31 protein-coding genes and 2 riboswitches are annotated in these 25,696 nt (G+C 40.3%); of the genes, 5 read left to right on the top strand and 26 right to left on the bottom strand.

Annotated elements, in window-relative coordinates:
- From spoIIIAE to FLK61_RS08180, 9 genes are all read right to left on the bottom strand, one after another.
- Positions 1–1,068 carry a stage III sporulation protein AE gene (gene spoIIIAE, locus FLK61_RS08220; protein ID WP_176008992.1) on the bottom strand — a complete coding sequence of 356 codons (1,068 nt, stop codon included), beginning with the start codon at positions 1,066–1,068 and terminating at the stop codon, positions 1–3.
- Positions 1,065–1,466 carry a stage III sporulation protein AD gene (spoIIIAD, locus tag FLK61_RS08215; RefSeq protein WP_249777700.1) on the bottom strand — a complete coding sequence of 134 codons (402 nt, stop codon included), beginning with the start codon at positions 1,464–1,466 and terminating at the stop codon, positions 1,065–1,067. Before spoIIIAD ends, spoIIIAE begins: the two co-directional genes overlap by 4 nt.
- Positions 1,467–1,477: 11 nt before the next feature.
- Complete coding sequence (spoIIIAC, locus tag FLK61_RS08210) at positions 1,478–1,681, bottom strand: stage III sporulation protein AC (protein WP_176008991.1); 204 nt, start codon at positions 1,679–1,681, stop codon at positions 1,478–1,480.
- A 16-nt stretch (positions 1,682–1,697) separates the two neighbouring features.
- Positions 1,698–2,216 carry a stage III sporulation protein AB gene (locus tag FLK61_RS08205; RefSeq protein ID WP_176008990.1) on the bottom strand — a complete coding sequence of 173 codons (519 nt, stop codon included), beginning with the start codon at positions 2,214–2,216 and terminating at the stop codon, positions 1,698–1,700.
- A complete protein-coding gene (locus FLK61_RS08200; protein WP_176008989.1) occupies positions 2,213–3,067 on the bottom strand; it encodes an AAA family ATPase in 855 nt (284 codons plus the stop codon). Before FLK61_RS08200 ends, FLK61_RS08205 begins: the two co-directional genes overlap by 4 nt.
- Before the next feature lie 324 nt (positions 3,068–3,391).
- On the bottom strand, positions 3,392–3,949 hold the full coding sequence (efp, locus tag FLK61_RS08195) for an elongation factor P (RefSeq protein ID WP_176008988.1): 558 nt from the start codon (positions 3,947–3,949) through the stop codon (positions 3,392–3,394).
- Between the two features lie 23 nt (positions 3,950–3,972).
- Positions 3,973–5,040, bottom strand: a complete 1,068-nt coding sequence (locus FLK61_RS08190) for a M24 family metallopeptidase (RefSeq protein ID WP_176008987.1) — start codon at positions 5,038–5,040, stop codon at positions 3,973–3,975.
- Positions 5,037–5,465: a type II 3-dehydroquinate dehydratase gene (gene aroQ, locus FLK61_RS08185; protein WP_176008986.1), complete on the bottom strand. Its 429-nt coding sequence runs from the start codon at positions 5,463–5,465 to the stop codon at positions 5,037–5,039. The genes FLK61_RS08190 and aroQ overlap by 4 nt, the downstream gene beginning before the upstream one ends.
- Before the next feature lie 52 nt (positions 5,466–5,517).
- Entirely contained in the window at positions 5,518–6,003 is a 486-nt protein-coding gene (locus tag FLK61_RS08180; RefSeq protein WP_176008985.1) for a YqhR family membrane protein, read from the bottom strand.
- 209 nt (positions 6,004–6,212) lie between these two features.
- Here FLK61_RS08180 and FLK61_RS08175 point away from each other — a divergent pair, with 209 nt between their 5' ends.
- On the top strand, positions 6,213–6,584 hold the full coding sequence (locus tag FLK61_RS08175) for an SA1362 family protein (protein WP_176008984.1): 372 nt from the start codon (positions 6,213–6,215) through the stop codon (positions 6,582–6,584).
- A 39-nt stretch (positions 6,585–6,623) separates the two neighbouring features.
- Positions 6,624–7,418 carry a hypothetical protein gene (locus FLK61_RS08170; protein ID WP_176008983.1) on the top strand — a complete coding sequence of 265 codons (795 nt, stop codon included), beginning with the start codon at positions 6,624–6,626 and terminating at the stop codon, positions 7,416–7,418.
- Positions 7,419–7,421: 3 nt separating this feature from the next.
- Here the strand turns inward: FLK61_RS08170 and FLK61_RS08165 are convergent, their stop codons facing one another.
- The 5 genes from FLK61_RS08165 to FLK61_RS08145 form a co-directional block, all read right to left on the bottom strand.
- Positions 7,422–8,309 carry a patatin-like phospholipase family protein gene (locus FLK61_RS08165; RefSeq protein ID WP_176008982.1) on the bottom strand — a complete coding sequence of 296 codons (888 nt, stop codon included), beginning with the start codon at positions 8,307–8,309 and terminating at the stop codon, positions 7,422–7,424.
- A gap of 62 nt (positions 8,310–8,371) precedes the next feature.
- Positions 8,372–8,797, bottom strand: coding sequence for a transcriptional regulator MntR (gene mntR, locus FLK61_RS08160; protein ID WP_176008981.1), 426 nt, complete (start codon positions 8,795–8,797; stop codon positions 8,372–8,374).
- 123 nt (positions 8,798–8,920) lie between these two features.
- Positions 8,921–9,559 carry an HAD family hydrolase gene (locus FLK61_RS08155; RefSeq protein ID WP_217706311.1) on the bottom strand — a complete coding sequence of 213 codons (639 nt, stop codon included), beginning with the start codon at positions 9,557–9,559 and terminating at the stop codon, positions 8,921–8,923.
- 185 nt (positions 9,560–9,744) lie between these two features.
- Positions 9,745–12,312, bottom strand: a complete 2,568-nt coding sequence (locus FLK61_RS08150) for a vitamin B12-dependent ribonucleotide reductase (protein ID WP_176008979.1) — start codon at positions 12,310–12,312, stop codon at positions 9,745–9,747.
- Positions 12,313–12,661: 349 nt separating this feature from the next.
- Positions 12,662–13,441 (bottom strand): lipoate--protein ligase family protein, encoded by a 780-nt coding sequence (locus tag FLK61_RS08145; RefSeq protein ID WP_176011179.1) that lies wholly within the window; start codon positions 13,439–13,441, stop codon positions 12,662–12,664.
- A gap of 185 nt (positions 13,442–13,626) precedes the next feature.
- Between FLK61_RS08145 and FLK61_RS08140 the strand changes: the two genes are divergently transcribed.
- Positions 13,627–13,998, top strand: coding sequence for a rhodanese-like domain-containing protein (locus tag FLK61_RS08140; RefSeq protein WP_176008978.1), 372 nt, complete (start codon positions 13,627–13,629; stop codon positions 13,996–13,998).
- Positions 13,999–14,374: 376 nt separating this feature from the next.
- Here the strand turns inward: FLK61_RS08140 and gcvPB are convergent, their stop codons facing one another.
- Genes gcvPB through gcvT form a run of 3 tightly spaced genes read right to left on the bottom strand, consistent with a single transcriptional unit; the run spans position 14,375 to position 18,311 of the window.
- Positions 14,375–15,847, bottom strand: a complete 1,473-nt coding sequence (gcvPB, locus tag FLK61_RS08135; protein WP_176008977.1) for an aminomethyl-transferring glycine dehydrogenase subunit GcvPB — start codon at positions 15,845–15,847, stop codon at positions 14,375–14,377.
- Positions 15,844–17,196: an aminomethyl-transferring glycine dehydrogenase subunit GcvPA gene (gcvPA, locus tag FLK61_RS08130; RefSeq protein ID WP_176008976.1), complete on the bottom strand. Its 1,353-nt coding sequence runs from the start codon at positions 17,194–17,196 to the stop codon at positions 15,844–15,846. The genes gcvPB and gcvPA overlap by 4 nt, the downstream gene beginning before the upstream one ends.
- A gap of 14 nt (positions 17,197–17,210) precedes the next feature.
- Positions 17,211–18,311: a glycine cleavage system aminomethyltransferase GcvT gene (gene gcvT / locus FLK61_RS08125; RefSeq protein WP_176008975.1), complete on the bottom strand. Its 1,101-nt coding sequence runs from the start codon at positions 18,309–18,311 to the stop codon at positions 17,211–17,213.
- Between the two features lie 92 nt (positions 18,312–18,403).
- Positions 18,404–18,483: riboswitch (glycine riboswitch) on the bottom strand.
- 3 nt (positions 18,484–18,486) lie between these two features.
- Positions 18,487–18,581: riboswitch (glycine riboswitch) on the bottom strand.
- Positions 18,582–18,705: 124 nt separating this feature from the next.
- Here gcvT and FLK61_RS08120 point away from each other — a divergent pair.
- Positions 18,706–20,295 carry a DEAD/DEAH box helicase gene (locus FLK61_RS08120; RefSeq protein WP_176008974.1) on the top strand — a complete coding sequence of 530 codons (1,590 nt, stop codon included), beginning with the start codon at positions 18,706–18,708 and terminating at the stop codon, positions 20,293–20,295.
- Positions 20,282–21,067 (top strand): YqhG family protein, encoded by a 786-nt coding sequence (locus tag FLK61_RS08115; RefSeq protein ID WP_176008973.1) that lies wholly within the window; start codon positions 20,282–20,284, stop codon positions 21,065–21,067. The genes FLK61_RS08120 and FLK61_RS08115 overlap by 14 nt, the downstream gene beginning before the upstream one ends.
- 41 nt (positions 21,068–21,108) lie before the next feature.
- Here FLK61_RS08115 and FLK61_RS08110 read toward each other — a convergent pair whose 3' ends face one another.
- Genes FLK61_RS08110 through comGA form a run of 9 tightly spaced genes read right to left on the bottom strand, consistent with a single transcriptional unit; the run spans position 21,109 to position 25,661 of the window.
- Entirely contained in the window at positions 21,109–21,246 is a 138-nt protein-coding gene (locus tag FLK61_RS08110) for a YqzE family protein (RefSeq protein WP_176008972.1), read from the bottom strand.
- Positions 21,247–21,296: 50 nt separating this feature from the next.
- Positions 21,297–21,794 carry a shikimate kinase gene (locus FLK61_RS08105; protein WP_176008971.1) on the bottom strand — a complete coding sequence of 166 codons (498 nt, stop codon included), beginning with the start codon at positions 21,792–21,794 and terminating at the stop codon, positions 21,297–21,299.
- 2 nt (positions 21,795–21,796) lie between these two features.
- Positions 21,797–22,171 (bottom strand): hypothetical protein, encoded by a 375-nt coding sequence (locus tag FLK61_RS08100; RefSeq protein WP_176008970.1) that lies wholly within the window; start codon positions 22,169–22,171, stop codon positions 21,797–21,799.
- The gene (comGF, locus tag FLK61_RS08095; RefSeq protein ID WP_283811898.1) at positions 22,168–22,632 is read right to left on the bottom strand and encodes a competence type IV pilus minor pilin ComGF; all 465 of its coding nucleotides are present in this window, start codon (positions 22,630–22,632) and stop codon (positions 22,168–22,170) included. Before comGF ends, FLK61_RS08100 begins: the two co-directional genes overlap by 4 nt.
- Complete coding sequence (locus FLK61_RS08090) at positions 22,577–22,846, bottom strand: hypothetical protein (protein WP_176008968.1); 270 nt, start codon at positions 22,844–22,846, stop codon at positions 22,577–22,579. The genes comGF and FLK61_RS08090 overlap by 56 nt, the downstream gene beginning before the upstream one ends.
- A complete protein-coding gene (locus tag FLK61_RS08085; RefSeq protein ID WP_176008967.1) occupies positions 22,833–23,267 on the bottom strand; it encodes a hypothetical protein in 435 nt (144 codons plus the stop codon). The genes FLK61_RS08090 and FLK61_RS08085 overlap by 14 nt, the downstream gene beginning before the upstream one ends.
- Positions 23,254–23,571: a competence type IV pilus major pilin ComGC gene (gene comGC, locus FLK61_RS08080; protein WP_176008966.1), complete on the bottom strand. Its 318-nt coding sequence runs from the start codon at positions 23,569–23,571 to the stop codon at positions 23,254–23,256. Before comGC ends, FLK61_RS08085 begins: the two co-directional genes overlap by 14 nt.
- A 10-nt stretch (positions 23,572–23,581) precedes the next feature.
- Positions 23,582–24,604, bottom strand: a complete 1,023-nt coding sequence (gene comGB / locus FLK61_RS08075; RefSeq protein ID WP_176008965.1) for a competence type IV pilus assembly protein ComGB — start codon at positions 24,602–24,604, stop codon at positions 23,582–23,584.
- On the bottom strand, positions 24,579–25,661 hold the full coding sequence (gene comGA / locus FLK61_RS08070) for a competence type IV pilus ATPase ComGA (protein ID WP_176008964.1): 1,083 nt from the start codon (positions 25,659–25,661) through the stop codon (positions 24,579–24,581). The genes comGB and comGA overlap by 26 nt, the downstream gene beginning before the upstream one ends.
- Between the last annotated feature and the right edge of the window lie 35 nt (positions 25,662–25,696).

The following is a 25,696-nucleotide window of genomic DNA, read 5'->3' as shown; positions in this document are numbered from 1 at the left end:
TTAACGCAGCATGACGTTTGCATTACCAGAGATAATAATGATGACAATAGCTAAAAAGAACATAAAGGTTACAACTAATAGGGAGGCAAAAAGGAGTAAAATACTTTTACTAATTTCTGCTAGAACAGTTGCGATTTTATTGCCACCAAGTGGTTCAACTACTGCTGCCATTGCATAATACATGCATGCGATAATGGCAATTTTTATTGCTGGTAACAGTACAACTAATAAAAGTAATAATAGAGCAAAAAGTCCAACTGTATTTTTTACTAGTAAAGAGGCATTCACCATTGTTTCGGCCGCATCTGTAAAGACTCTCCCTACTACTGGAACAGCGTTTGAAGAGACAAACTTTAACGTCCTTATCGCAAGACCGTCGGTTACGGTAGTAGCAGCACCTTGTACAGACATCACACCTATAAACACAGTCATAAAAAGGAGAAGTGCTGTTATTGCTAATGATCGAAGTAAGGATGCGAGCTTTGTAAGTTTAATCGTCTCTGAGATACTGCCGAGAGCGCTTATAATTGTGTGTAGGAGGACGAGCGGAAAGACAATGGTCGTCATATACCAGCTACTAGTTTGGATGAACAATAAAATCGTAGGATGAAAAAAGGCAGCGGATGTAAATCCCCCGACAGACACTAATAGAAATAAAAAGTAGGGTAAAAATGCTACTAAAAAATGTCCCATTACAGCAATTGTTTGCTCAATATATGATGTTACGAGCATAAAGCTATGTAATACCATTGTGAGTAATAGAAGGTTAATAACGGTTGCAGCAATTGCACTCGTTCTGAATGTAGACACTGACTGATGTAGATGAAGCATGATTGTGCCGAGAATGGCTAAAACAAAAATTGTACTCAATGAGAATAGCTGTTGCGTAACTTCGTGCATAAATATAGCTGGTAGCATGTGGAGAAGCTCTTGAAAACTCCAAGAGGAAAGATCATGCCAATCGGGCTTCGTTAACTCTGTAAAGAGCTGCCCATAATCTGTATGTAGATCTGTCCACAGGTCATCTAAAACGTCTGTTCCTTCGTCAGTAGGTAAGGTGTTCATCATAAGGCAAACCCTGTGGGAAGTAGTGTCAAAACCGTTTCAATTAAATAAGAAAGAATTGGCAGTGCTAGCAGGAGGATACTAAGCTTCCCTGTTAACTCAATTTTTTTTGCCATTGCTCCTTGTCCAGCATCTTGAGCGATCTGAGCTGCAAATTCTGCTAAATATGCGATTCCAATGATTTTTAAAATTTGATCTAAATAGACTGCCTGTAAATCGACCTGTTTAGATAGGTTCATCATAAACTCTGCCACAATTCGAACGGGCTCCATTAATTGAAGAAGGACTAAAACGCCAGTTGCAACAGTTAAAAGCACAGCAAAAACAGGCGTTTTCTCTCGAATTAATAGAATGAACATGGTTGATGCCAAACAGATTCCAATTATGGAAAGTGCATTCACCGTTACCCTCCTTACTTGAACAAAAAGACGGATTTAATCGTTTGAAATAACTCCTCAATTGCAGAAGCTACCATGATTAATACAATAACGAATGCCAGTAAAGTTACCCAATTGGCTATATCCTCTTTGCCCATTTGTTTTAAAATGGTGTGAATCATTGCAACAACGATTCCGATTCCAGCAATCTGAAAGATGAGTTGAACATCGTAGTACATGTAAGGCTCCTTTCTATTAAAGAAGAAGTAAAATCACCATCATCCCTCCTAATACGCCAAAACTTCTATAGACTGTTGCATACTTCTCCTTTTCTGTATATGCGTTGGTCAATCGCTCTTTTACGGAATCCTTCATTAGCTCTGCGTGTTTATCGTGATTCACTCGATCGTACTTACCTAAGTAACGACCTATTTGCAGGAGGATATATAAATCCTTTTCTTTTAAATCTGTTTTTTTCCCCCAGGCTATCAACTCTTTCTCCCACAATTCAGCAAATAATTCGTGCTTACATTGTTGAAGATTACGTGATAGTTTGAAGAAAAAGCTTGCGTTTACCTCTTTCGTTTTCTTCGCCAACTCTTCACAAATATGTAAAATTGGCTTTTGATTATACGATATTTCTGCTGTCATATAAGAGAGAATGAATAGCCAATCTTCTAGTAGAATGCATCGCTTGTCCAACCTTTTAGCGAATTCTAGGCCGATCACGCTACACGTAAGCATAATGAGGCTTGCACCAATTAATGTACTCATGACTTTACCTTAATCAATGTGCTTGTTTTGTTTGCGTCTAGTTCAACGATATAAGCAAAAGCTTGGTTGCTAAGTAGCTCACCTATTGATTTTCGCTTTTTCACGTCTTGGACGTCCCTTCCATGAGCACTTGCCCAAACAGTAACACCAGCAAAACAAGCTTCTTGAATAGCTTCTTTATCTTGAGTAGATCCGATCTCATCCACTAAAATGATAGATGGACTAAGTGAACGAATCGCCATCATAATGCCGATTGCTTTTGGGCATCTGTCTAAAACATCTACATGGGGCAATGTGTATACGGACTTCCCTTCAGACATAGCAGCTATTTCTGAACGTTCATCTATAATCGTCAAAGAATGAATATACTGAGATGCACACGCCTGTGCCATCGCTCGTAAAAAAGTCGTTTTACCGGAGCGTGGCGGACCGATTACTAGCGTACTCGGCCATCCTCGTTTTTTTAACATATGGATCACAGCACTTTGATGCAGGTTTGTCTCTTTTGCAATTCGGATATTTATTGAACTAATGGTACGTATCCCTTTATAGACACTGTTATCGATGATGACGCTACCTGCGAGACCGACACGATGGCCTCCTTTTAACGTAATGAAGCCCTGTTTGAGCTCATCTTCTAATCGATAAAACGAATGATTACTTATTTGAGATAAACAAAGCTCAATGTCTTTTTCTGACACGATAAAGGGTAGGGAGTGGTTTAGCGGAACTAATATTGGAGGGTAACCAACTCTCAATCTGATCTCTTCGATTTGAAGTAGCTCGTCCTGATCAAGGGTTTGAATATATGCCTGAAGGTTATGTGGTAGGACATCTAATACTTCCTCCATGATACTTTCCACCTCCTCTTACCTTCACTCTATGCGCGATGAGAAAAAGCATGTCTTTAAATAATAGGATGGTAATAGAACTCACTTACGGAGACTGATTAACGGGCACTTTTAATCACACTAGCATGAATGCTCTTAAAAACACGTAAAAGCCCGTTTACCAAGATTGGTTAACGGGCTTTTACACATAGTTGGTTACCTGACTTTATGGATAGCTATTTTCTTTTATGTGCTAAAGTTGAATGCTGTTTAAAAGCATAAAAAAGGCTAAGGCATGCTGAAAATAGCTGCCTTAGCCTTTTATTTTAAAAAGTGAATGATCACCTACGCGCGAGAGACATATTTTCCTTCGCGAGTGTCAATAATAAGAACGTCTCCTTGGTTAACGAAGAAAGGAACTTGAACCGTTAGACCAGTCTCAAGAGTCGCAGGCTTCGTACCACCAGATGCTGTATCTCCTTTAATTCCTGGCTCTGTTTCTGTTACTTCAAGCTGAACCGTGTTAGGAGGCTCTACCCCAAGGATCTCTGTACCATACTGAAGTACACTTACTTCCATGTTCTCTTTCAGGAAGCGAAGCTGAGATTTGATTTGCTCTGTGCTTAATTCGATCTGCTCATAGCTAGACGTATTCATAAACGCATGCTGATCACCGTTAGAATATAGATACTGCATTTTACTATTTTCAATGTGTGCTTTTCCTACTTTTTCACCTGCGCGGAAAGTTTTTTCTTGAATACCACCGCTTCGAAGGCTTCTAAGCTTCGTACGCACAAAGGCTGCACCTTTACCTGGTTTTACGTGTTGGAATTCTAATACGGACCAAATATCATTATCTACTTCAATTGTTAATCCTGTCTTTAAATCGTTTACTGAAATCATGTTGATTTCCTCCTATTTATTAATTATTCACCAAGAATAAGTAGTTCTTTTGTTGAGTTTGAAAGAATGCGATTACCATCCTTCGTAATTAAAATATCATCTTCAATACGAGTACCACCAAGTCCAGATACATAGATACCAGGCTCAACAGTTACGATCATACCTTCTTTTAGTACGTTATTGGATTTAAATGATAATCCAGGAGCTTCATGTACTTCCATACCAAGTCCATGACCTGTTGAATGACCAAACTGCTCCCCATATCCTTGCTCCTTAATATAATCTCTCGTAAGGGCATCTGCCTCTACTCCAGTTAAACCAGGCTTAATACCGTTTACTCCTCTAAGCTGCGCTTCAAGAACAATATTGTAAATGTTACGAAGCTCGTCAGACGGTTCTCCAATTGCGACTGTTCGTGTAATATCTGAGCAATAACCTTTGTAGTAGGCACCAAAGTCTAACGTGACAAGCTCACCACGCTCCATCACTTTATCGCTTGCAACTCCGTGAGGTAAAGCAGATCGGTATCCAGAAGCGACGATAATATCAAAGGATGATGAGACAGCTCCTTGCTTTCTCATAAAGAATTCAAGCTCATTAGAAATATCAATTTCTTTTACGCCAGCTTTGATGTAAGACTGAATGTGTGAGAATGCCTTATCCGCAATGTCTACTGCTTCTTGGATAATGGAGATCTCCTCGTCTGTCTTAATTTGACGCAAATTCTCTATTAGTCCGCTTACTGGAACGAGTTCTGCCTCTACTGTTTTCTTAAAAATGCTAAAATGAGAGTAACTAACGACGTCTTGTTCGAAGCCTAATTTTGAGATACCTAACTCTTTTGCTTGCTTGGCTACTTCTTCAAAAATAGAAGCTGTATGTTTAACGATCGTAAACCCTTGTGCCTGCTCGTTTGCTTGGTCTGTATATCTAAAATCAGTGATGAGTCTCGCTTCGTTTTTAGATAGTAGCGCAATACCAGCAGATCCTGTGAATCCAGTTATGTACTGTCTGTTAACAGGGCTTGTGATAATCATTCCATCAATAGAATGTTCATCAAACTGACTTCTTAATTTATCGAGCTTTGTCATGCCTCATTCCCCCTAATTAAATAGTCAATCGCCATGATGTATCCATCAAACCCAAATCCACTTATTTGACCAATACAGACTGGGGCTGTTACGGATGTATGACGAAATTCTTCTCGCTTATGGATATTTGAGATATGTACTTCTATGGCGGGTATGTCTACGCTTGCAATAGCGTCTCTAATAGCATAGCTATAGTGAGTAAACGCTCCCGGGTTAATGATAATCGCGTCCGCCGACGCTTCATGGATCCAATTTATCAGTTCCCCTTCTACATTTGACTGCCTACAGACAATCGCCGCCTTATGTTGCTTTGCGTGTTCGGTCACTCGTGATTCAAGGTCCTCTAATGTATCGGTACCATAGACATTAGGCTCTCGTTTGCCTAAGCGGTTTAAGTTAGGTCCATTTAATAGTAGAATATTCATAAAACCCTCCGAATCAATAAACAACGTCTAATCAACTGTCACAACGAACATTTTACCATAGCTCCTCTTTCTTGGATAGCTCTTCGGATTTCAATCTCTCATGATAGTCAAAAGATACCGAGTATCCGACGAATAATCCGAATACAATATAAAGACATAACGTTGTCACAATCGAATGAAAGCTCATAGATAAAATACCTTTTATTGCTGGGAAAAGAGGACTAATAAACTGAAAGATGATAACCCACAGTATAACTCCGTAGAAGACTCCTGCGGTTGGGCCTTTAAATCGAATAAATAATACCCTGTATAGAAATGCGGCGCCTATACCTAATATTCCGTTTAAGAATACGCTAATCCACTCACCTAATGCAGTTGGTTCAAATTCTTCTGACATCCACATAGAAATAGTTAACCCTGGTCCTACTTCTGTAAAATGAAAATAGTATGCTGCATATCCAAGTAAACTAAAAAACAGCCCACCAAATAGACCGATCAATGTTACATTCATAGGGAAAGAAATTATTTGCTTTTCCACCTTTATCACCTCTGACTATACTATCTGCAAGAGTGGAAATTACTATACGTAGATTGCATAATTACGTGTAAAAGATAATCTTTTAGGGAATAGTAAGTTTAGAAGTAGGCAGAAGAAGGTATTGGGCTAATTCTTATCGAATTATGTATATAGAGATCGTCAATCCTTCACGTTTTACAATACGAGTGATCATCATGGAGGTGTATGGTATGAAAAAGAAATCATGGGGGCCTGTCGTAGTAGTTATTTTGGGTTTTGCACTATTGGGAATTGCGAATAACCCTTGGAGCTTCATTACATCTATTTTTCTTGCAATAGGATTTATTGCAATCCTTTATTTTGTTTTTACGAAATTCCTTCAGCCACGAATGATGGGTGGTCGTGATCAAGCTCCTTACCGAGCAGCTGTAGCAGCTCAAAAACAACCGCCTACAAAGAAGAAACCAACATCCTTAAAAGCAAAACAAAAGGAACGAAAAAAGAACTCTCAGTCTAAGCCTATCATGCGTCGTCAATCGGACGTTAAGCTGACTGTCATTGAGGGAAAAAAGAACAAGAAAAAGAGCCGAGCATTATTTTAAACGCTTGGCTTTTTTCTTTTATATAAAGGAGGGAGATGCATGTTAGGGACGGTTTATACGACCCACGTTTGGTCTGAAGCATTGTTTATCATCTGGCTTTTAGTAGCTGGATATATATATATTGCAAAATATAAACGTGCAGGCTTTGAAGTACTTTATTTAACCATTCTTTCTCTTTCAATTGGTTACGCTATTTTACTTTATTTCCCGGCTTTCGCAACTGCCACTGAGAGTGTTCCATTTACACACCCTCATATCCAAGCAACCATGACACTACTTGCATTTCTATTTCCTTTAATCGAAAAACGCTCGACTGGCTTCATTTTATTATTCATTGCATTAGCTATTAGCCTCTTATATTTATTTGTCTTTCAAGCATCCGTATTCTCCATTGCATTTGGGATCTTAATCGGCGGTTTTATAAGCTTTGTTTTTTATCGTAATCTAGATTGGTTAGGCTCCATGCCAGAACCCCTGGTTTTAGTCTTTGCGATCATACTCCCCGTATTTTTAATGCTTTTACTTGCAGGCATGCCATACTTAATTCTCTTGCCTGGTATTTTACTTGGTGCTGGAATCGGATATACGATAGAAAGATATAAGCTTCGCCTTGAATTAACCTTCGATGCTAAGAGTGCCGTTATTGGTTTTTCACTAATTGCAGTTCTAGTGGTTCCACTTCTTTATTTTCTTCGTCCTGCCATTGCACATATTCCTTTTATGGAATTAAGTATAGGAATTGTTATTGGCTTTTGGATGATGTTTATTGTTCCATTTGTACTCCTGCTACTAAACCTTGCTACTAAGCAAGGAAACGAACATACAATCAGTTAATGGTTATAACCAGTTTTTATCCACCAAAAACTCTTTAGCTGCCTTTTCTCCCTCTAAGAATAACGAGAGTCTCTCTTTTTCTGTGAGCGAAAAGGCAGTAGCTTTTACATCTGCTACTGGAATGAATATTACATTCTTAGCAAAAGCTTCGTCTACATATCGCTGATCATGCGCTCTTCTCATCGTTTCGATTATTGCTTGAAGTAGCTGTAAGCCATTATCAATAACGGCAGGTTCCATTGTTTTATTCGATACGAGTTGCATCCCAATTACAGGTCTTTTTCGTTCCTCCCATAGTCTATTCTCAAAAAGCCACATCGGAAAGTTACTTAACACTCCTCCATCTACAATCCACGAGTTCCCCTTTTTCCCTCTAAGTAGAACAGGCTCAAAAAAGAAAGGAAGACTACAGCTCATCCTAATGGCTCTTGCAATTGGAAAAGAGTCCGGGTCGATTCCATAGTCAGCTAAATCATCTGGGAATACGATAAATCGTCCATTCGTTAAATCAGATCCGACAATTTTCAGTGAATCTTTTTCTACATCTCCAAATGTCCGAATCCCCTTCTTTTTTAATTTATCTGCAATCCACTTTTCTAATGCATTTCCTTTATAAAGACCCATGTATTTATATACTTGCATCCATTTTAACCATGGTGTTTTTACTGCCTGCGGTCTTGCATCTAATAACTCTTCTCCCTTTAATTCATAAATGATGGCATTTAATTCGTGAGGCTTATACCCTGCAATGATAAGTGCAGCGGTAAGTGCTCCAGCACTTGTACCTGCAGCGCGCTTGACGTAAATCTGACGCTTCACCATTTCTTCCAATGCCCCAGCAAACGCAATTGCTCTGACTCCTCCACCTGCAAATACTGCATCTACCAACACTTTTTGCACCCCCTCACAAAACAAAAAGCTTTGCACCCATATATATGAGTACAAAGCTTATCCTAGTCTTTATTTTCATTATCTTTTTGTACATTTCTTAATTGATCTAGCCTCGAGGTATCCTCTTCAAAGTATTGAACTAAGTCCCCAATTCGATCAATCGCTTCCCAGCTAAGATGATGTTCGATTCCTTCAACATCAACATAAATCCTTGCATCATCAACTCCTATAATCCTCATGAATTCCTCAAGAAGTTCATGACGATATACGAGGCGCTTTCCTATTTTTTTACCTTTAGATGTAAGCATGAGTCCACGATACTTTTCGTATACAAGGTATTCGTTAGCATCAAGCTTTTGGACCATTTTAGTCACTGAGGAAGGATGGACCTCGAGCGCATCTGCTATGTCCGAAACTCTTGCGTACCCCTTTTCATCAATTAGTAAGTATATTCGTTCTAGATAATCTTCCATGCTAGGTGTAGGCATTCATCTTCCTCCAAGTTATAGCTTGTACCATTAGTATACTATACTTGCCTTTTGGAATACAGGACGAGGTTGGTAAAGATTTGCCTCGAGAAGCGCAGTCAAACGCCTTTGCCTATTAGCATATCACTTAGCTAATGTCGTGTAATCAAGCGTTAATAATTCATTAAAGTCATCAATAGAAGCATCAAATTCTGCTACGTTACCAAAACCATACTTTGCATAAACGAAAGGAACGTTAGCGTCCTTAGATGCATTTGCGTCTCCAACTGTATCTCCTACATAAATTGGACTAACTAGTTGATTTCGCTCTACGATAAGTTTTATATTATCCCCTTTAGGAAGACCGGTCCTTCCAGGGTTTTCGTAATCTTGGAAGAGATGACCAAGCCTATGATAATCAAAAAATGCTTCAATGTAGCCATCCTGACAGTTACTCACGATAAATAGCTTGTAAGAGGACGATAATTCATCTAGGATTTTCTCCACGTTAGGATAGAGGGCTCCTCCACGTTGTCTTATATACCCATTCTCCGCTTTTCCACATTTCTCGAGTAAGGAAATCTGCGCTTGCTCCTCTAATTCTGGGAACAGCTTCTTACCGATATCTGTCATTGTCAGACCCATGGTGTCCTCAAAATCATGACGAGTTACTTGCTTCTCTGTATGGTCGCTCTGCTTTAGTGTCTCATTCCAAGCAAGTATAACTGTGTCAATAGAGTCCCAGATTGTACCATCTAAATCAAAAATAATACTGTCTGCCATTATTAGTTCCTCCTTGTGCATCTGATTGTCATTTACTACTAGTGTTGGTATACGAATCTATCTCGTTTCTACTCCATTCTACCAAGGAATGATCATCGTTACATACAAAGAGGGTGAAGCCGAATATCAGCCTCACCCTCTAACAGCTTCTATTAACCTAAACGTTCACTCGATAAATCTATTTGTTAAAGGCCACACTTTAACTGGGCACTGCAGTTTGTACACGTATTACAGCCACCAATTTCTTCTACTGTCCCTTGTCTACACACTGGACAAGTATCGCCTACCTCACTACCATACGTAACGGAAGTAGATCTTACATCTTTAATGGTTTCGATCAACACTACCTGTTTTTTCTTTTCATCGACTGCTTCGCCACCAGTTAAATCGACCGCGTAGCTATCGTTTTCTTCTGCTTTTAGCGTTAATACTTGAGAGTCACGGCTACCATCTACGTAAACCGTACCACCTTTAGCTCCTCCACGATACAAACGCTCGTATACGCTCTTTACTTGATCGACCGTATATCCTTTAGGTGCGTTAACAGTTTTACTTAATGAGCTATCCACCCATTTTTGAATCACACATTGCACGTCCGCATGCGCTTCTGGAGATAGATCCATACTAGACACAAACCATTCAGGTAAATTATTTGGATCTGTCTCAGGATGATTATCTAAGTAGCGTTGTAGAATTTCAGCTTTCACCTCAATAAATTTACCTAAACGACCGCTTCTAAAGTAAGAGAAGGAGAAGTAAGGCTCGAGTCCAGTTGAAACTCCTACCATCGTTCCTGTAGACCCTGTTGGTGCAACAGTTAATAAATGAGAGTTGCGGATACCCTGCTCAAGAATTCCTTGTTTGATATCCTCAGGCATCTTTTTCATATAACCAGTTTGCGTAAATTTCTCACGAAGGTGAGCTGTTTCTTCCTCGTTGCCACCGACTAAATAAGGGAATGAGCCTTTTTCTTTAGCAAGCTCAACACTTGTGCGGTAAGCAGTAGTTGCAATTGTTTCGAAGACTTTGTCTACTAGCTCGTTCCCTTCATCTGATCCATATACAGTCTCCGTGTGGATGAGTAAATCGTGAAGTCCCATAACACCTAATCCGACACGTCGCTCTCCTTTAGCCTGCTTCGTATTATCCTCGAGGAAGTAAGGAGTAGCATCAATAACGTTATCTTGCATTCTTACTCCAGTTGCTACCGTTTGCTTAAGCTTCTCAAAATCTACCTGCTTCGTTGTTAAATCAGCCATTTCAGAAAGGTTCACCGCAGCTAAGTTACAAACAGAGTAAGGAGCTAATGGTTGCTCTCCACAAGGATTTGTCGCGACAACCTTTTGACCATATGCTTGCGCGTTCGTCATCTCATTTGCATTATCAATAAAGAAGATTCCAGGCTCTGCAGAATACGTCGCACAAACATTTATTAAATTCCAAAGCTCTTTTGCTTTAATAGATCGATATGTGCGAACTCCAAACCCAAGTGCTTCCCACTCGCGAACGTCACCGTATTCCTGCCACTCTCTATTATAGGCTTTCATTTCTTCTGCTGTGTAGTTCTCTACATCAGGGAAGCGAAGTGCATAATCTTCGTCCTTTTCAACAGCTTCCATGAATTCCTTTGTAATACAAACAGAAATATTTGCTCCTGTTAGGAACTCCGCATTGTTAACGGAGTACGTTCCCCCTGTGCGGAGCTTTTCTTCTGCATCTCGAATAACTTTTGGATCAAATCCACCCTGTCCTTCAATATGCTTGTAGTTTACGATGCTTTGATACATTGCTTCTTCAATCTCCGTGAATGGAGTAAATTTCAGCTTGTCCGAGATTAATTCACGAATTTGTCCATCCTCCGTGTTTTCTAGTAGGTAACGTAAGATACGAGGATTTTGCATTTTAGATATAATAAATTCTAAGATATCAGGATGCCAGTCTGCGAGCATAATCATCTGGGCACCACGTCTTGAGCCGCCTTGTTCAACTAAGTGAGTAAGCTTTGCAATATCGTCAAGCCAAGATACCGACCCAGATGATTTGCCGTTTACCCCTCTCGCAAGTGTATTACGAGGTCTTAGTGTAGAGCCATTTGTACCAACTCCGCCACCACGACTCATTATTTCCATTACTTGCTTACGGTGATCAGAAATACCTTCTCTAGAGTCTTCAATAAAAGGCATGACGTAACAATTGAAATACGTAACGTCTGTTCCTGCTCCTGCTCCGTAAAGAACTCGTCCTGCGGGGACAAAATTCATATGCACTAGCTCGTGATAAAACTTTTCAAACCACTCTTGTCTTGTATCTTCTTCCTGCTCCACGGATGCAAGTCCAAGGGCGTTACGCTTGGCGATTTGCTCGTAGTATACTTCAAGCGGCTTGTCGATTGTTGCAAGCGGTCGCTCTACGATACCAGTTCGCTTCTCTTCTGGATCATCTAATACGGCTTGGAATTCTTCATCGACAGCAATTTTAGCTTTACTTTCCGTCCAATCAACCTCGACTACAAATCCATATCCACGAGCTGGGAACTTAGGGTCTGATTTAACGGTTAATACGACAAAATCGCCCTCTTTTAGTGTCTTTTTTTCTGTGTCCTTAAACGTGTAGCGATCTAACATAACTAAACGTGATACCCCGCTTTGTTTACGGTGCATATCGGGTGTAATAGGGAACACCTGCGGAAATTGCTCAATATCTTTATTTAGTTGCTCTACGTTAATGCGTTTTTCTGACATAAAAGTTGTCATGTTTCTTCGCTCCCTTTCCATTCACTTACTACTATCGACCATGAAAAAAGCTACATATTGTGTTGTAGATATACTTTATCACAATATGTAGCGTCTGTATTTAATTTTATACCACTTCTTATAGCTTTGTAAACACTAATGAAGGGGAATTATTATTTTCATTTTCTTTCATAGGAATAGACAAATTATTCCTCTTGTCGCTGTAAGTACGAGTCTTATCTTAGCACAATTTGAAGAATACAAGAAAGTAAAAAACACTCAAAATGAGGGTGAAATAACTTATTAGCTCATGATAGATTAATTTCTCTCATTATTTTAGCCATTACTACGTTATTTACTCTCAGCCATTTTAATATTTGTAGGTCCATGCATCAGAGCGATATTTTTTCTCTGCTAAATGATGCACCTCATCTTCTTGCTCTCGTGTTAACGCGTAGTCTACTAACGAAATATTTAGTGCTCTCTCAAACCCATCGCGAAAAGCCTGCTTCATCACTGAGATTGACGGTGTTACTTCGAGCAAATCACATATTGGCGTTGCCTTCTTTTTAAATCCCTCCTGCATGCGTTGCCTTAGTCGCTCATTTTTAAATTTAAACATATCAAACAGCTTTTCTTCATTGATAGAACGAATGATCGACCCGTGTTGTAGTACAACTCCGTTTTGCCTAGTTTGAGCACTACCAGCAATTTTACGACCGGCTACCACCATTTCGTACCAGGAAGGTGCATCAAAGCAAACTGCTGACCTCGGATTCTTTAATGCGTCTCGCTCTTCTTGTGTCCGTGGGATCGAAAATTCAGCATCTAGTCCTAAATCACGGAACCCTACTAAAAGTCCTTCTGAAAGAACACGATAGGCCTCTGTCACGTGAAGCGGGATCCCTTCGTGGTCTTCTGAAACGATAATGCTATATGTAAGTTCATCTTCATGTAATACAGCTCTTCCACCAGTTGGTCGTCTAATGAAGCCAACCTCATGCCGTTTCACAGCCTCTAAATCAATATCTCGTTCTACTCGTTGGAAATAGCCGAGCGATAAGGTTGCCGGGTCCCATTCATAAAAACGGATTGCCGGTGGAATCTTGCCTTCACGATGCCAGTCCATTAGTTTTTCATCCAGAGCCATATTGTAACTAGGCTCTTGCTTTTCTGAATCTATAAATATCCATTTATCCAATTACATCCAACTCCTTTGCCCCCTCATTTTACATCATCGAGAATTTATACGCAAAACAAGTCTCTACCCATTGCATGATGGCTGATTTATGTATATCATTTGAAGTGGATATGTAATTATAAAGGAGTGGCAGTATGCTTTGGGTTTATATTGGAATCACCTTATTGTTAGTGGCATTTATTTTATTTAGACTTAAAAAGCCTAGCTTTTTAACCACCATTGAGCAAGAAGAGTTTACGAAGAACTATCGTAAAGCGCAGTTAATTGATGTTCGTGAAGAGCGAGAGTTCCAAACTGGACATATTTTAGGCGCAAGAAACATCCCTCTTTCCCAGCTTCGTATGCGTAACACAGAAATCAGACCGGATAAACCAGTATACCTGTACTGCCAAAACGGCTCTCGTAGTGTACAAGCATCTAAAATTATTAACAAAAAACGTGGCGCTGAAGACATTTATATGTTAAAAGGCGGCTTCCGCAAATGGTCAGGTAAGATCAAAAAGTAAACACGTACGTTGGATAGAACTAATGTAAAAGGGCTGGGACAAAAGCAATCATTTTGTTCCAGCTTTTTTGCGTTGAGTGACGTGCGGTTAATTGGGGAGGGGGGTTGATTATCCGAAAACTTGCTTCGATTATCCACTTTTGCCTTTGCATTATCCGAAAACGCGCTCCGATTATCCGCTTTTGCCTTTGCATTATCCGAAAATACGCTCTGATTATCCGCTTTTGGCCTTCCATTATCCGAAAACATGCTCCGATTATCCACTTTTGCCCTTCCATTATCCGAAAATCCACTTTTCTCCTTATACTAGACACCACATACAAGCATCAACAAATAAGCCGAGACAACCTTCAATCGCGTTTGTCTCGGCCATATTATTACTGTTCTACTAATTCTTTTTCTTTTTCATAACGCAGAATTGGCTTTCTTGCAGCTGTCGTTTCGTCTAAACGTCCAATGACAGTCGTATGAGGTGCTTCTTGCACAACCTCAGGAGTTTCCTCTGCTTCTTTGGCGATTTGAATCATGGCATCACAGAATTCATCAAGAGTCTCTTTAGACTCTGTCTCCGTCGGTTCAATCATTAGACATTCCTCTACGTTAATAGGGAAGTAGATCGTCGGTGGATGATACCCAAAATCGAGTAAACGCTTTGCCATATCTAACGTTCTCACACCAAGCTTTTTCTGACGCTTCCCTGACAAAACAAACTCGTGCTTACAGTGTTGCGTATAAGGAGCATCAAAGTAAGGCTCTAAGCGTCTAAACATATAGTTAGCATTTAAAACAGCATAGCGAGAGACAAGTCTTAGACCCTCTGCTCCCATCGTGCGAATGTACGTATATGCGCGTACGTTGATACCAAAGTTACCATAAAAAGGCTTCACTCGTCCGATTGTCTCATCACGCTCATAATCAAGGAAGTACGTGCCGTCCTTCACATCAACAACAGGTGCAGGTAGATAAGGAATTAAATCCTTTTTAACACCTACAGGTCCAGATCCTGGCCCTCCGCCCCCGTGAGGAGTCGTAAATGTTTTGTGTAAGTTTAAATGAACGACGTCAAAGCCCATGTCTCCAGGACGACTAATTCCTAAAATGGCGTTTGAATTGGCACCATCATAATAAAGCTTCCCGCCAGCTTCGTGAATAATCGCTGCCATTTCTTCAATTTGACGCTCGAATAAACCTAATGTATTAGGATTCGTTAACATAAGTGCTGCAGTATCATCTCCTGCAAGCTCGCGCAAGTGATCAAGATCTACTAGGCCTTCTTCTGTCGACCTAACTGTCACAGCGTCAAATCCAGCTACAACAGCTGAAGCAGGGTTCGTACCGTGCGCAGAGTCAGGTACGATTACCTTTGTGCGCTTTGAATCATTATTCGCTTCATGATACGCTCTGATCAGCATAAGCCCTGTCCACTCTCCATGAGCACCTGCAGCTGGTTGAAGCGTCACTTGATCCATTCCAGTGATTTCCGCTAATGACTCCTGCAGGTAATACATAAGCTCTAAAGCTCCTTGAAGCTGTGACTCATCTTGATAAGGGTGAATATGAGCAAACCCTGGCAAACGAGCCATGTCTTCATTAATTTTTGGATTGTACTTCATCGTACACGAGCCTAGTGGATAAAAACCAGAATCAACACCGTGGTTACGCTTAGATAGTGCCGTATAGTGTCTTACTAGCTGTAACTCGGATACTTCAGGTAGCTCCGCATCATCTGTACGTATCATCTCTTGTGGTAAAAGTTCTGATAACGAGACTTCTTCCGTGTCCATTTCAGGTAAACTATGACCGATACGTCCTTCCTTACTCAACTCAAAAATAAGTGCTTGGTTTTTCATGCCACAACCTCCCCAAGTGATGCCACTAGCTGATCAATTTCCTTTTTCGTTCGAAGCTCTGTCACGGCTAAAAGCATGTGACCTTCCTTCTCTGGATAAAAACGAGCTAGATCGAATCCTCCGATAATCCCTTTTTCAAACAGCTCTTGATTCACTTCTTTCACAGAACGCTTCACGTCAATGACAAACTCGTTAAAGAATGCCCCCGTTGTCACAACAGGTATACCTGCCGCTTCAAGCGCACGCTTGGCATAATTCGCCTTCTGAATGTTTTGCATCGCCATTTCTTTTAAGCCTTGTTTCCCAATTGCACTCATAGCGATAGAAGCACCAAGAGCGTTAAGCGCCTGATTTGAACAAATATTACTAGTCGCTTTTTCGCGTCTAATGTGTTGCTCGCGTGCCTGCAGAGTTAACACAAAACCTCTTTGTCCCTGGTCATCTGTCGTTTGGCCAACTAGTCGACCTGGTACTTTCCGCATTAGTTTTTTGGTGACAGCAAAATAGCCGCAGTGCGGTCCACCTAACTGCATCGGAATTCCGAACGGCTGAGCATCCCCAACAACTACATCTGCACCAAATGCTCCTGGCGGCTTTAAAACACCAAGACTTAGAGGATTGGAGGAAACAACGAGGAGGCTCTTCTTTTCAGAATGAGCAATTTTCTCAATCGCTGCTAAATCTTCAACTTCTCCTAAGAAGTTTGGATATTGAACGACTACACAAGCAGTGTCATCGTTATATTTTGCCTTTAAGTCCTCAAGGGAAGTTTGTCCGTCCTTTTCGTCAATCTCAATAACCGTTAAGCTCTGGCCAGAAGCATTCGTTTTAAGCACCTGACGCGCTTCGGGATGAACAGTTTTTGAGACAAGGATCGTCTTCTTTTTCGTTTCAGCAGCACTCATCATTGCTGCCTCTGATAAAGCTGTCGGACCATCATACATAGAGGAGTTCGCTAAATCCATTTGCGTCAATTCAGCAATCATCGTCTGAAATTCAAAAATCCCCTGTAGCTCTCCTTGTGAAATCTCCGGTTGGTAAGGAGTATAAGCTGTAAAAAACTCTGAGCGCAGTAGCATATGATTGACAACAGAAGGAATATAATGCTCATAGACACCAGCCCCTAAAAACGAGGGGAACTCTTTGACATGCGTATTTGCTTGAGCTAGACGGCTCATCTCTTTAACAAGTGCGGTTTCGTCCAAAGCTTCCTGTAGCTTTAAATCACCCTTAAATTTGATGCTGTCTGGAATATCCTCAAATAATTCATCCAAATTTGATACTCCGATAGTTTGCAGCATCTCTTTCTCATCTTGCTCAGTTAGTGGTAAATATCGATAGCGATTCATGATGATCCTCCTCTTTAGTTCTTCTCACGCTTATAAAATGGTGTAGCGACAACTTTTGCCTTCAAACGCTTTTTACGAACCTGCACGTCTACTTCCGTTCCAAGCTCTGTGAACACCGTCTCAATTAATGCAAGCCCAATATTCTTTTGCAAAGTAGGAGACTGCGTGCCTGACGTGACAAAGCCAATTTGTCTATCATTGTGATAAACCTCGTAGTCGGTTCTTGGAATTCCTTTGTCAATCATCTCGATTCCGACAAGCTTTCTTTGAAGCCCCTCTTCCTTTTGTTGCTTTAATGCCTTCTGCCCAATAGCAGCAGGCTCTTTTTCTGTTTTTACAACAAATCCAATCCCAGCCTCAAGTGGCGAAATTTCTTTAGAGAGCTCTTGACCATATAAGGCAAGCTTTGCCTCAAATCGGAGCGTGTCACGTGCTCCTAAACCACAAGGAACAAGTCCCTCCGCTTCACCTTCTTTTAGAAGCGCTTGCCAAAGCTCTGTCGCATCCTGAGGGTGACAATAGATTTCAAAACCATCTTCACCTGTATATCCTGTTCTAGAGATAAGTACTTTTTTACCAGCAAGGGTCACGTGATCTTTAAATCGGAAAAAGGAAATATCTGATAACTCCTCATCCGTCAAACGATTTGCAACCTTTTCCGCCATGGGCCCTTGTAGCGCTAACTGCGCATAGTTATCGGATACATCTGTTACTTCTACGTCCTCCGTTGCATGGTCTATTAGCCACTGCGCATCCTTCTCTTGATTAGAGGCATTCACCACTAATAAAAAGTCCGTTTCCGAGCGACGATAGATCACAAGATCATCCACTGTTCCACCATCTTCATAGCACATAGCTGTATATTGGCACTGATTATCCTTCATTTTACTAACATCATTTGTCATCATTTTTTGCAAGTACGTAATCGCCCCAGACCCTTTCACCTCAACCTCTCCCATATGAGAAACATCGAATAGGCCTGCCTTTGTTCGAACTGCTTCATGTTCCTCTTTAATAGAAGAAAATTGAACCGGTAAATCCCAACCACCAAAATCGATTGTTTTTGCACCAACACGTTTATACTCATCATAAAGTGGCGTTCGCTTTAACGTCATTCTTGCACCTCCATAAAATAAAAACCAATTTCACGTGATAAAAGCATCTTTTGCACAAAAAAAGACAGAGACACCCCTAAAAAGTAGTGTGTCTCTGTCTTTGTACCTGAGAGTTTCCCTCATAAAGGTTTCCCCATCGGTGCTCTGCTAAGTATCCAGATGCTCTCCAGAGTTGCGTCCAATAGAAGTCTCTTTTGCCTGAGAGATTCACGTCTCCGTTTGCTCCTTCGGCGTCGACTACGATGAGTCGCCCTCTCCCCCTATTGTCATTCGCAAATATTTACATAAATTTCTTTCGTTTGGTTCATACTATATACATCGTATCACTGAACGTAATTTCAAGGCAAGATACATTCTGTTTTTTTTGCATTTTCTGATTAGTGGAGGCGTTATCATGATTGATGTACTACTTAAAGATTCTTTGTCAGAAAAACTGACAGACCAGCATCCTATAACGACGTGGGATCAATTTACGTTAGCTTACGATATCAACGAGGCGCTACATAACCTCCCATTTGATGGAATCGTCTCTTTATCACACTTGCCAAATGTCACCTTACATGATTATCAACTTGACGCCTGTAAGCGTGTCCTTTTTGAATTAAACGGAAGCGCTTTGTTAGCGGATGAGGTTGGGCTTGGTAAAACGATTGAAGCAGGATTAATTTTAAAAGAGTATATGCACCGAAATATTGTGAAAAAGGTTCTGATACTTTGCCCTGCCTCATTAGTTTCTCAATGGGGAGAAGAGCTTCGCACAAAGTTTTTATTGCCGGCTTATGAGAAGAGAAAAGGCGTAGATTGGGAGACGTACGATATTATTATTTCCTCTATGGAGCTTGCAAAGCGTGAGCCTAATAGAGAGGCTATCTTAGCCATTAATTATGACATGATCATTATCGATGAGGCTCATAAGCTTAAAAATCATCAGTCTAGAAATCATCAATTTGTTCAGCAACTAAAAAAGAAATTTTGTTTATTGTTAACTGCAACACCTATGCAAAATAAAGTAAAAGAATTAATCCACTTAGTATCTATCTTACGTCCAGGTCTTCTCTCTGCTTCTCACGAAAAATCGTTAACAGATGACCAGATGAAAGCATTAGTTAAAAGCGTGATGATACGAACGAGGCGCAAGGATACCTCTATAGAGTGGCCGAAACGAATTGTCTCGACAACGTTAATTGACTTTTCGCCCGAAGAGACACAGGTCTATGAAAAGCTTGATGACTTACAAGCTGTTAACTCACTCCTCTCTTTAACTCTGAGACGGGAGTGGTGCTCAAGTAAATTTGCCGCATTAACAACCATGGTCAAAGCGCTAAAAGAAGAAAAGCTAGAAGATACAGGAGACCTTCAGGAGCTGTTAGCAGCTATGCAGCAGGTAGACCATCACGCGAAGGCTAAGGAAGTGTTAAATCAGATAAAAAGCTGGGGGTCTGATAAAGTACTTATTTTTACGGAGTATCGTGCAACCCAGCTTTATTTACAGGCATTTTTAACCCAAGCCGGGTATATATGCGTGCCTTTTAGAGGGGGTTTTAAACGAGGAAAGAAAGAGTGGATGAAACAGGTTTTTAAAGATCGTGCACAAATCATGATTGCTACAGAAGCAGGGAACGAAGGAGTAAACCTTCAGTTTTGCAACCGACTCATAAACTATGACCTTCCTTGGAATCCAATGCGGATCGAACAAAGAATTGGAAGACTCCATAGGCATGGTCAATCTAAAGATGTGACGGTCGTCCATGTCGCAGTTAAAGAAACGATCGAGGATCACCTATTATCATTACTGTATAAAAAAATTGGCTTATTTGAGGGCGTCGTAGGTGAAGTCGACACTATTTTAGAGGACGTAGCGCGCACGGACATAGAGTCCTATATGACGCAAACATTCACTAAGAAGCGTTCAACTAGCGAAATAAAGCTCAGACTCGAGCATCTATCTCATTTGCTAGAGGAGGAAAGACATGACGCAAACTAACCTGCTAGATTTTATCCATCGCTATTTTCATGCGTACGATTGTTTGTGCGAGCGAGATGCACAAGGTATTAAGGTTCAGTTATCAGAAGCAGAGGACAAAAAGCTTATGAATCGACCTTTCTATTGGCATTACCGTGAAAAAATCGGTCTGAAAGGTGTTCCTATGACGCGTTATTTCCATACAGATCAAACGCTAGCTCGTGGACCTGATAATGAATATGTGGAACATGCTGGATTGCGAGTAAAGCAGTTAGAAAATGAAGCTGTAAAGCATGGTTCATTAGGTATTTTTTATGAACAAACACAAGCAACAGAGCCTACTCCGCTTATCCCATGGCTTTTAGTTAATGGTCAGATTAGTTATCAATGTCAAAATCGTGCTGAGCGCACGTATTCGGTAGGCATTCAGCTTCATTCTGGAGAAATGCACGAAAACATGATGCATAAAGTAAGTGGCCGAGCGTTAAAAGAATCACTTTCTAACTATCATTACACATTAAACCCAATCATTAAGTATCCTTCCGCAGTGAAACGCGTTCACGCTCGCCTTTTAGAGCAACTTCAGCAAGAATCAACTGATTGGGCTTTCCATGCGCTAAAAGAAAGGGATAAAGAGCTCCAGTTATTACATCATGTGAAAGAGGCGTTTGAACCAAACTATTTTAAAAAGAAAGAAAAGGAAATCGAATCAAGGTATACTCCAATAATTGAGCTAAAAACGATTCAAACGGCTGTCATTTACTTAAAAGACCGATCATTACTGACCTTCTAGTCTAACTATAAGAGCGACTCCTCTAGTTGAGGAAGCCGCTCTTATTTATGTCTTGAAAATAATAATCGAATAGCCATTGGTATAAATCCAAATAAGTGAAAAGCTAGTGGACGATGAGTCCTTTTTTTGGGCTTCATCGCCCAAGTTGTTACGTACCGCACATATTCATCTGTTTTCATGTTGTGCACCTCCACCTATAGGATGTGCACATTTTGAGTATTTAAACCCCTTATGCGTTATTAAGCTCTGATAAAACTAATTCAACCGATTGTTCTTCTGATTGATCAGCCGTATCAATCCTAGCATGAGCTTGGTTGTAAAGAGGTAAGCGGTTCGTATACCGCTTTTGTAGCAACTCTTTATCTAAAGATGCTAGTGGGCGCGCCGTATCTTGTTTAATACGTTCGTATAGCGTTTCAAAGTCAGCATGAAGATAAATTACAAAGGCATGCATGAGCATTTCCTCGACGTTTTTCTTATTCTCGACCACTCCTCCTCCAGTTGAAATGATGCCACCCCTACTTAGGAGATCTTTAAGCGCAGCACTTTCTAACCTTCGAAACTCCGCTTCCCCACTATCTTTAAAAATATCTTTAATCGTTTTGCCAGCCTGCTTCTCTATGTATTGATCAAGATCAGTAAAGTGTACTCCTGTTTTATCTGCCAGGAGCTTTCCTATTGTCGTCTTGCCAGCACCCATGAATCCAATTAGCACTATTGTTTGCAACGTTATTGCATCCTCTCCGACCAAGTCAATATTGTCTTTGTCTCCACATTATAAAGAATAATCGCCTCTTTTGCATATGGATTTTTTGAGACGCTAACTACGATCGAGGCATTTCCCCCATCTATAACTGCAGATACGTGTATAGTAATGGAGTTATCAGAGACAGTGGTTTCGAAAGAATCACCTAAACGATCCATTTCTATTAACGCTTCCTTACTAGCAACTATCAGGAGTTGATCTAAATAGGTTTGATCAGATGCGAGCTTAAAAAAACGCTTCTCTGATTCATAATGAAGGATTAAGGTTGAAATGACCGCCGTAAAGAGAATGACTAATAACATACTAAATAACAATGAACTCCCTTGTTGATTCCTCATGAGTCAAAGTACACCTTCGTAAGAAGAAGATAAGATGCACTGTACGTTCCTGATTGTATGAATATAGTTATACCTTTTGGATGAAGAGAGTAAGCGATCGAATCAACGTTTTGGAGGACAATTTCATGCCCAGCTTGATTGACTTGTCTTCTGATTCTACTCTGATAAAGCTGATAACGAATTCGTTGACCATTTTTTGTCATCTCAATTTCTCGAGGTCTTAGCACATACGTATCACTTTCTCTCACTTCTTTCTCTAGTTGATCGATAAATAACACGGACTCTTGATGAGTCGTAACTTGATTTGATGTTGCTTTTGAATAGGTGGAAAGTAACGCTAGTGTTAAAGGAATAAAGAGCATAAATAGAGCTAGTGCAACTAAACTTTGAAGTAGAGTTACCCCTCTATTTGAGAGTAACAGATGCAGGTAAGCAAACAGATTTGTGTTTATGCTCCACACACCTCTCTGTTAATATTGGCGACTGAACACGCGTATATTGACCATGCGCATTATCCCCTTTTAATTCTTGATACGTCATCCATTCCTCTCTAATTAGAAGTCGATTGGAAGTCGTCATCGCATAAATATGAGCAAACACGTTTATAAGAGTGATGAGAATGAATAGTGCAATCATCACTTCTAGCATAAGGCTACCTTTTTCAGAGTGGCGCAAAATAAAACCTCCCACTTCCTAGCTGAAACATAAGGATGCGCACTTGATCTACATCGGTAACGCGAATAGATCCAGGGCGTGTAATCGTTCCTTGATTTGTAAACTGTAGCTCTGTAATTCCTAATGATCCCGGTTGGAAGCGAGTCTTTTCCCCTAAACGACGAGAATGGACGCGAGTGTTTAAACGGTAAACATCGTAGCCTCCAACTGGTTGGAAAATAAACCGGTGCGATTGATTGACTGATTTCGCTAGATACTGGTAGTACAATAAGTCGCTTGTAAGAAGTGTTTCTGTATGATTTTTTTGTACACTAGTAGTCAAAGCTTGCGTTGAGGCAATACAAATTAAGGAAACGAGTGCTGTGATAAATAAAGCGATTAAGGTCTCCCATAATAAATAACCTTGTTCAGTTTTCACCACTAGTCTGAGCCATTCCATTTACTAAACGAATATCAGATCCATCAGGACACGTTGCTCTCTCCATATAGGTAGGCACTAGCGAGTCAATGGAGCTTGCTTTCGTTCCGTGGTCAATTTCATATGCAAGTAGTTGAGCATTAGCTAAATCTAGTGTCGCCTCACAGCCTTTCCCTGACGCGACCTCTTGATTTTTTGTTAAATTAGGTATAAATACAAGCAATAGTATGGAGATGATTACTAATACAATCATCATCTCGATAAGAGTAAACCCTTTTTGATGTTGAATAAGTCTCCTTTTTTTCATCTTTATCCTCCTACCATTCATCTAATAATGAAAATACAGGGAGCATCATTGATAAAAAGAGCGTGATAACAAGTAGCCCTACTAGGCAAAAGAATACGGGCTGAATTAATTTCATTAGCGAATACGTGCGCTCATACATTTTTGTAAATAAAAATTGCGCAAACGTATCCAGTTCATTTGCAAGTTCCCCTTTCTTCTCGCCGAAGCTCACAACAAGAGCAAGCTGTGGTATGAAGTGTCTTTTAGAAGCCAATAGAGCAGGAAAGTCCTCTCCATCCTTCAAATATTCCAATAAAGAGCTCGCTTCAAGTTGAAAAAATACTAGCTTAGATTCTTCTGACATAATGCACAAAGAGTCCTGTAACGATAGTCCGTTCTGAAGCATTGGAGCAAGCTGCGCAGCGAAGTAATAGGTTAACAGCTGCTTCAAATAAAGAGAGATAAACGGAATATTGATCATAACATTAACCTGTTCAGATACAGGCTTTCTTTTAAACCAAATAAGAAAACTGACTGCGCTACCAACAACAATAAGAAAGATAGGGAGCCGGAACCAATTTATAAAGATAATCGCTATTTGAGTGAAGAATGGAAGCTCATGACCCATTGATTCATAAAACAGCGCGAACTGGGGCAAAATTCCTTCCATTAACACAGTACCTAATAAGACGACACCAATAAAAAGCATAAAAGGATACACTAAAATGGATTTAAGTTGTTTTTGCATAGATGCTCTTTTTTGGAGTAACGTACCTGTTCGTTCGAGACCTACTTGTAAATCTCCGTATTTCTCGATAGTTTGAAGGTAGTTTCTAATATCTTTAGAATATCCTGCTGCTTCTAACCCATCACTTAAAAGATCCCCTTCTGTTAATAGCTTTTTTACGTCTTCTATCCAGTCCTTTTCTCGATCTTTTACAAAAGCTTGATAAAGGGTTAAAGCATCGAGAAGTGGGTAACCATCTTTCAACAAATCAGAAAGTTGGATCAGAAAGCTAGCTCGGTCTTCATCCGATCGAAATACGCGTTTCATCTAGCAAGGCACCAGCATACTCATACTCCTTTATAATCGGAATAAATCCAAGTGCCACCCCTTTTCTATATAGATCGCGAAGCGATATGTCAGCGTGGTACGATCGATTATTTTCAATGCTATGGAACGCACGTGAGAGTTCTTCTTCCATCACTATTTCATATAAAGCAGCTCTCCTCTTCTTTCTCTGCTTTTTACAGTGCAAAGAGCAAGTAGTTTTGCAATATGGACAGACTAATTCTACGAGCTTCTGTGCTACAACGCCACGAAGTACCTCCTGAAGGTCTGACAAATCGACTCCAAGATCTAACATTCGTTTGAATGCTCCACCTGCTGTAGCGCTATGCAAGCTTGAGACAACGAGGTGTCCTGTTAGTGCCGCACTGATGGCAATTTCTGCTGTCTCCCTATCTCTAATCTCACCTATCATAATAAGATCAGGATCGTGTCTTAAAAGACTTTTTAACCCTGTCGTATAGGTGACACCAGCACGTTCGTTAATTTCCATTTGTAAAAAGCCTTGTTGAGGACTCTCAACAGGATCTTCAAGTGTAATAATATTTTCGTTACTTTGCTTTCTATCGTGTAATAAGGAATAAAGAGTAGTTGTTTTTCCGGCACCAGTTGGTCCGCAAATGAGGATTAATCCGTGAGGGCTATGTATCAATTTCTGTAAGTGGGCCGCTTGCGCGGGAAAAAGTGCGAGCTTTCGAATTTCTTCGGATTGTTTTTCTGGAAAAAGTCTTAGTACAAGTGTCTCCATGTGTGTAGACGGAAAGCTTGATACACGAATCGAGATTTTTTGATTCGCGATCGTCATATCTAATCGTTTATTTTGAGGCCTTCTCCTTTCTCCGACTTCCATCCCTGAAACAAACTTTAAGTGTGAGATGAGCTTTCTACCAGTAAATAGTGGTAACCGCATTGCTTCCATCATTGTTCCATCAATTCGGAATTTGACGACGATACGCTTATCGTCAGGAACAATGTGAATATCAGAAGCCCTTACTTCTACCGCAGAGTGTAACAGTTGATTTGTTTTAGCTACTATATCCATTCACCACATCCTTTCTTCGCTGCTTAGAACATATA

Origin of the sequence: Paenalkalicoccus suaedae (assembly GCF_006965545.2) — a bacterium.
GTDB classification, from domain to species: Bacteria; Bacillota; Bacilli; order Bacillales; family Salisediminibacteriaceae; genus Paenalkalicoccus; species Paenalkalicoccus suaedae.
The sequence above is the reverse complement of the archived record's forward strand: the minus strand, read 5'-3'. Positions and strand labels throughout refer to the sequence as shown.

Coding starts and splice junctions, on each gene's coding strand:
- FLK61_RS08175 (WP_176008984.1), top strand. CDS start 6,213: ATGAAAAAGAAATCATGGGGGCCTGTCGTAGTAGTTATTTTGGGTTTT.
- FLK61_RS08150 (WP_176008979.1), bottom strand. CDS start 12,312: ATGACAACTTTTATGTCAGAAAAACGCATTAACGTAGAGCAACTAAAT.
- FLK61_RS08155 (WP_217706311.1), bottom strand. CDS start 9,559: ATGGCAGACAGTATTATTTTTGATTTAGATGGTACAATCTGGGACTCT.
- FLK61_RS08120 (WP_176008974.1), top strand. CDS start 18,706: ATGATTGATGTACTACTTAAAGATTCTTTGTCAGAAAAACTGACAGAC.
- FLK61_RS08190 (WP_176008987.1), bottom strand. CDS start 5,040: ATGACAAAGCTCGATAAATTAAGAAGTCAGTTTGATGAACATTCTATT.
- FLK61_RS08145 (WP_176011179.1), bottom strand. CDS start 13,441: ATGGCTCTGGATGAAAAACTAATGGACTGGCATCGTGAAGGCAAGATT.
- FLK61_RS08110 (WP_176008972.1), bottom strand. CDS start 21,246: ATGAAAACAGATGAATATGTGCGGTACGTAACAACTTGGGCGATGAAG.
- FLK61_RS08200 (WP_176008989.1), bottom strand. CDS start 3,067: ATGGAGGAAGTATTAGATGTCCTACCACATAACCTTCAGGCATATATT.
- FLK61_RS08170 (WP_176008983.1), top strand. CDS start 6,624: ATGTTAGGGACGGTTTATACGACCCACGTTTGGTCTGAAGCATTGTTT.
- spoIIIAC (WP_176008991.1), bottom strand. CDS start 1,681: ATGTACTACGATGTTCAACTCATCTTTCAGATTGCTGGAATCGGAATC.
- gcvT (WP_176008975.1), bottom strand. CDS start 18,311: ATGACGTTAAAGCGAACGCCACTTTATGATGAGTATAAACGTGTTGGT.
- FLK61_RS08115 (WP_176008973.1), top strand. CDS start 20,282: ATGACGCAAACTAACCTGCTAGATTTTATCCATCGCTATTTTCATGCG.
- gcvPA (WP_176008976.1), bottom strand. CDS start 17,196: ATGAATCGCTATCGATATTTACCACTAACTGAGCAAGATGAGAAAGAG.
- gcvPB (WP_176008977.1), bottom strand. CDS start 15,847: ATGAAAAACCAAGCACTTATTTTTGAGTTGAGTAAGGAAGGACGTATC.
- spoIIIAE (WP_176008992.1), bottom strand. CDS start 1,068: ATGATGAACACCTTACCTACTGACGAAGGAACAGACGTTTTAGATGAC.
- comGA (WP_176008964.1), bottom strand. CDS start 25,661: ATGGATATAGTAGCTAAAACAAATCAACTGTTACACTCTGCGGTAGAA.
- mntR (WP_176008981.1), bottom strand. CDS start 8,797: ATGCCTACACCTAGCATGGAAGATTATCTAGAACGAATATACTTACTA.
- aroQ (WP_176008986.1), bottom strand. CDS start 5,465: ATGAATATTCTACTATTAAATGGACCTAACTTAAACCGCTTAGGCAAA.
- comGB (WP_176008965.1), bottom strand. CDS start 24,604: ATGAAACGCGTATTTCGATCGGATGAAGACCGAGCTAGCTTTCTGATC.
- FLK61_RS08205 (WP_176008990.1), bottom strand. CDS start 2,216: ATGAGTACATTAATTGGTGCAAGCCTCATTATGCTTACGTGTAGCGTG.
- FLK61_RS08100 (WP_176008970.1), bottom strand. CDS start 22,171: ATGAGGAATCAACAAGGGAGTTCATTGTTATTTAGTATGTTATTAGTC.
- FLK61_RS08140 (WP_176008978.1), top strand. CDS start 13,627: ATGCTTTGGGTTTATATTGGAATCACCTTATTGTTAGTGGCATTTATT.
- efp (WP_176008988.1), bottom strand. CDS start 3,949: ATGATTTCAGTAAACGATTTAAAGACAGGATTAACAATTGAAGTAGAT.
- comGC (WP_176008966.1), bottom strand. CDS start 23,571: ATGAAAAAAAGGAGACTTATTCAACATCAAAAAGGGTTTACTCTTATC.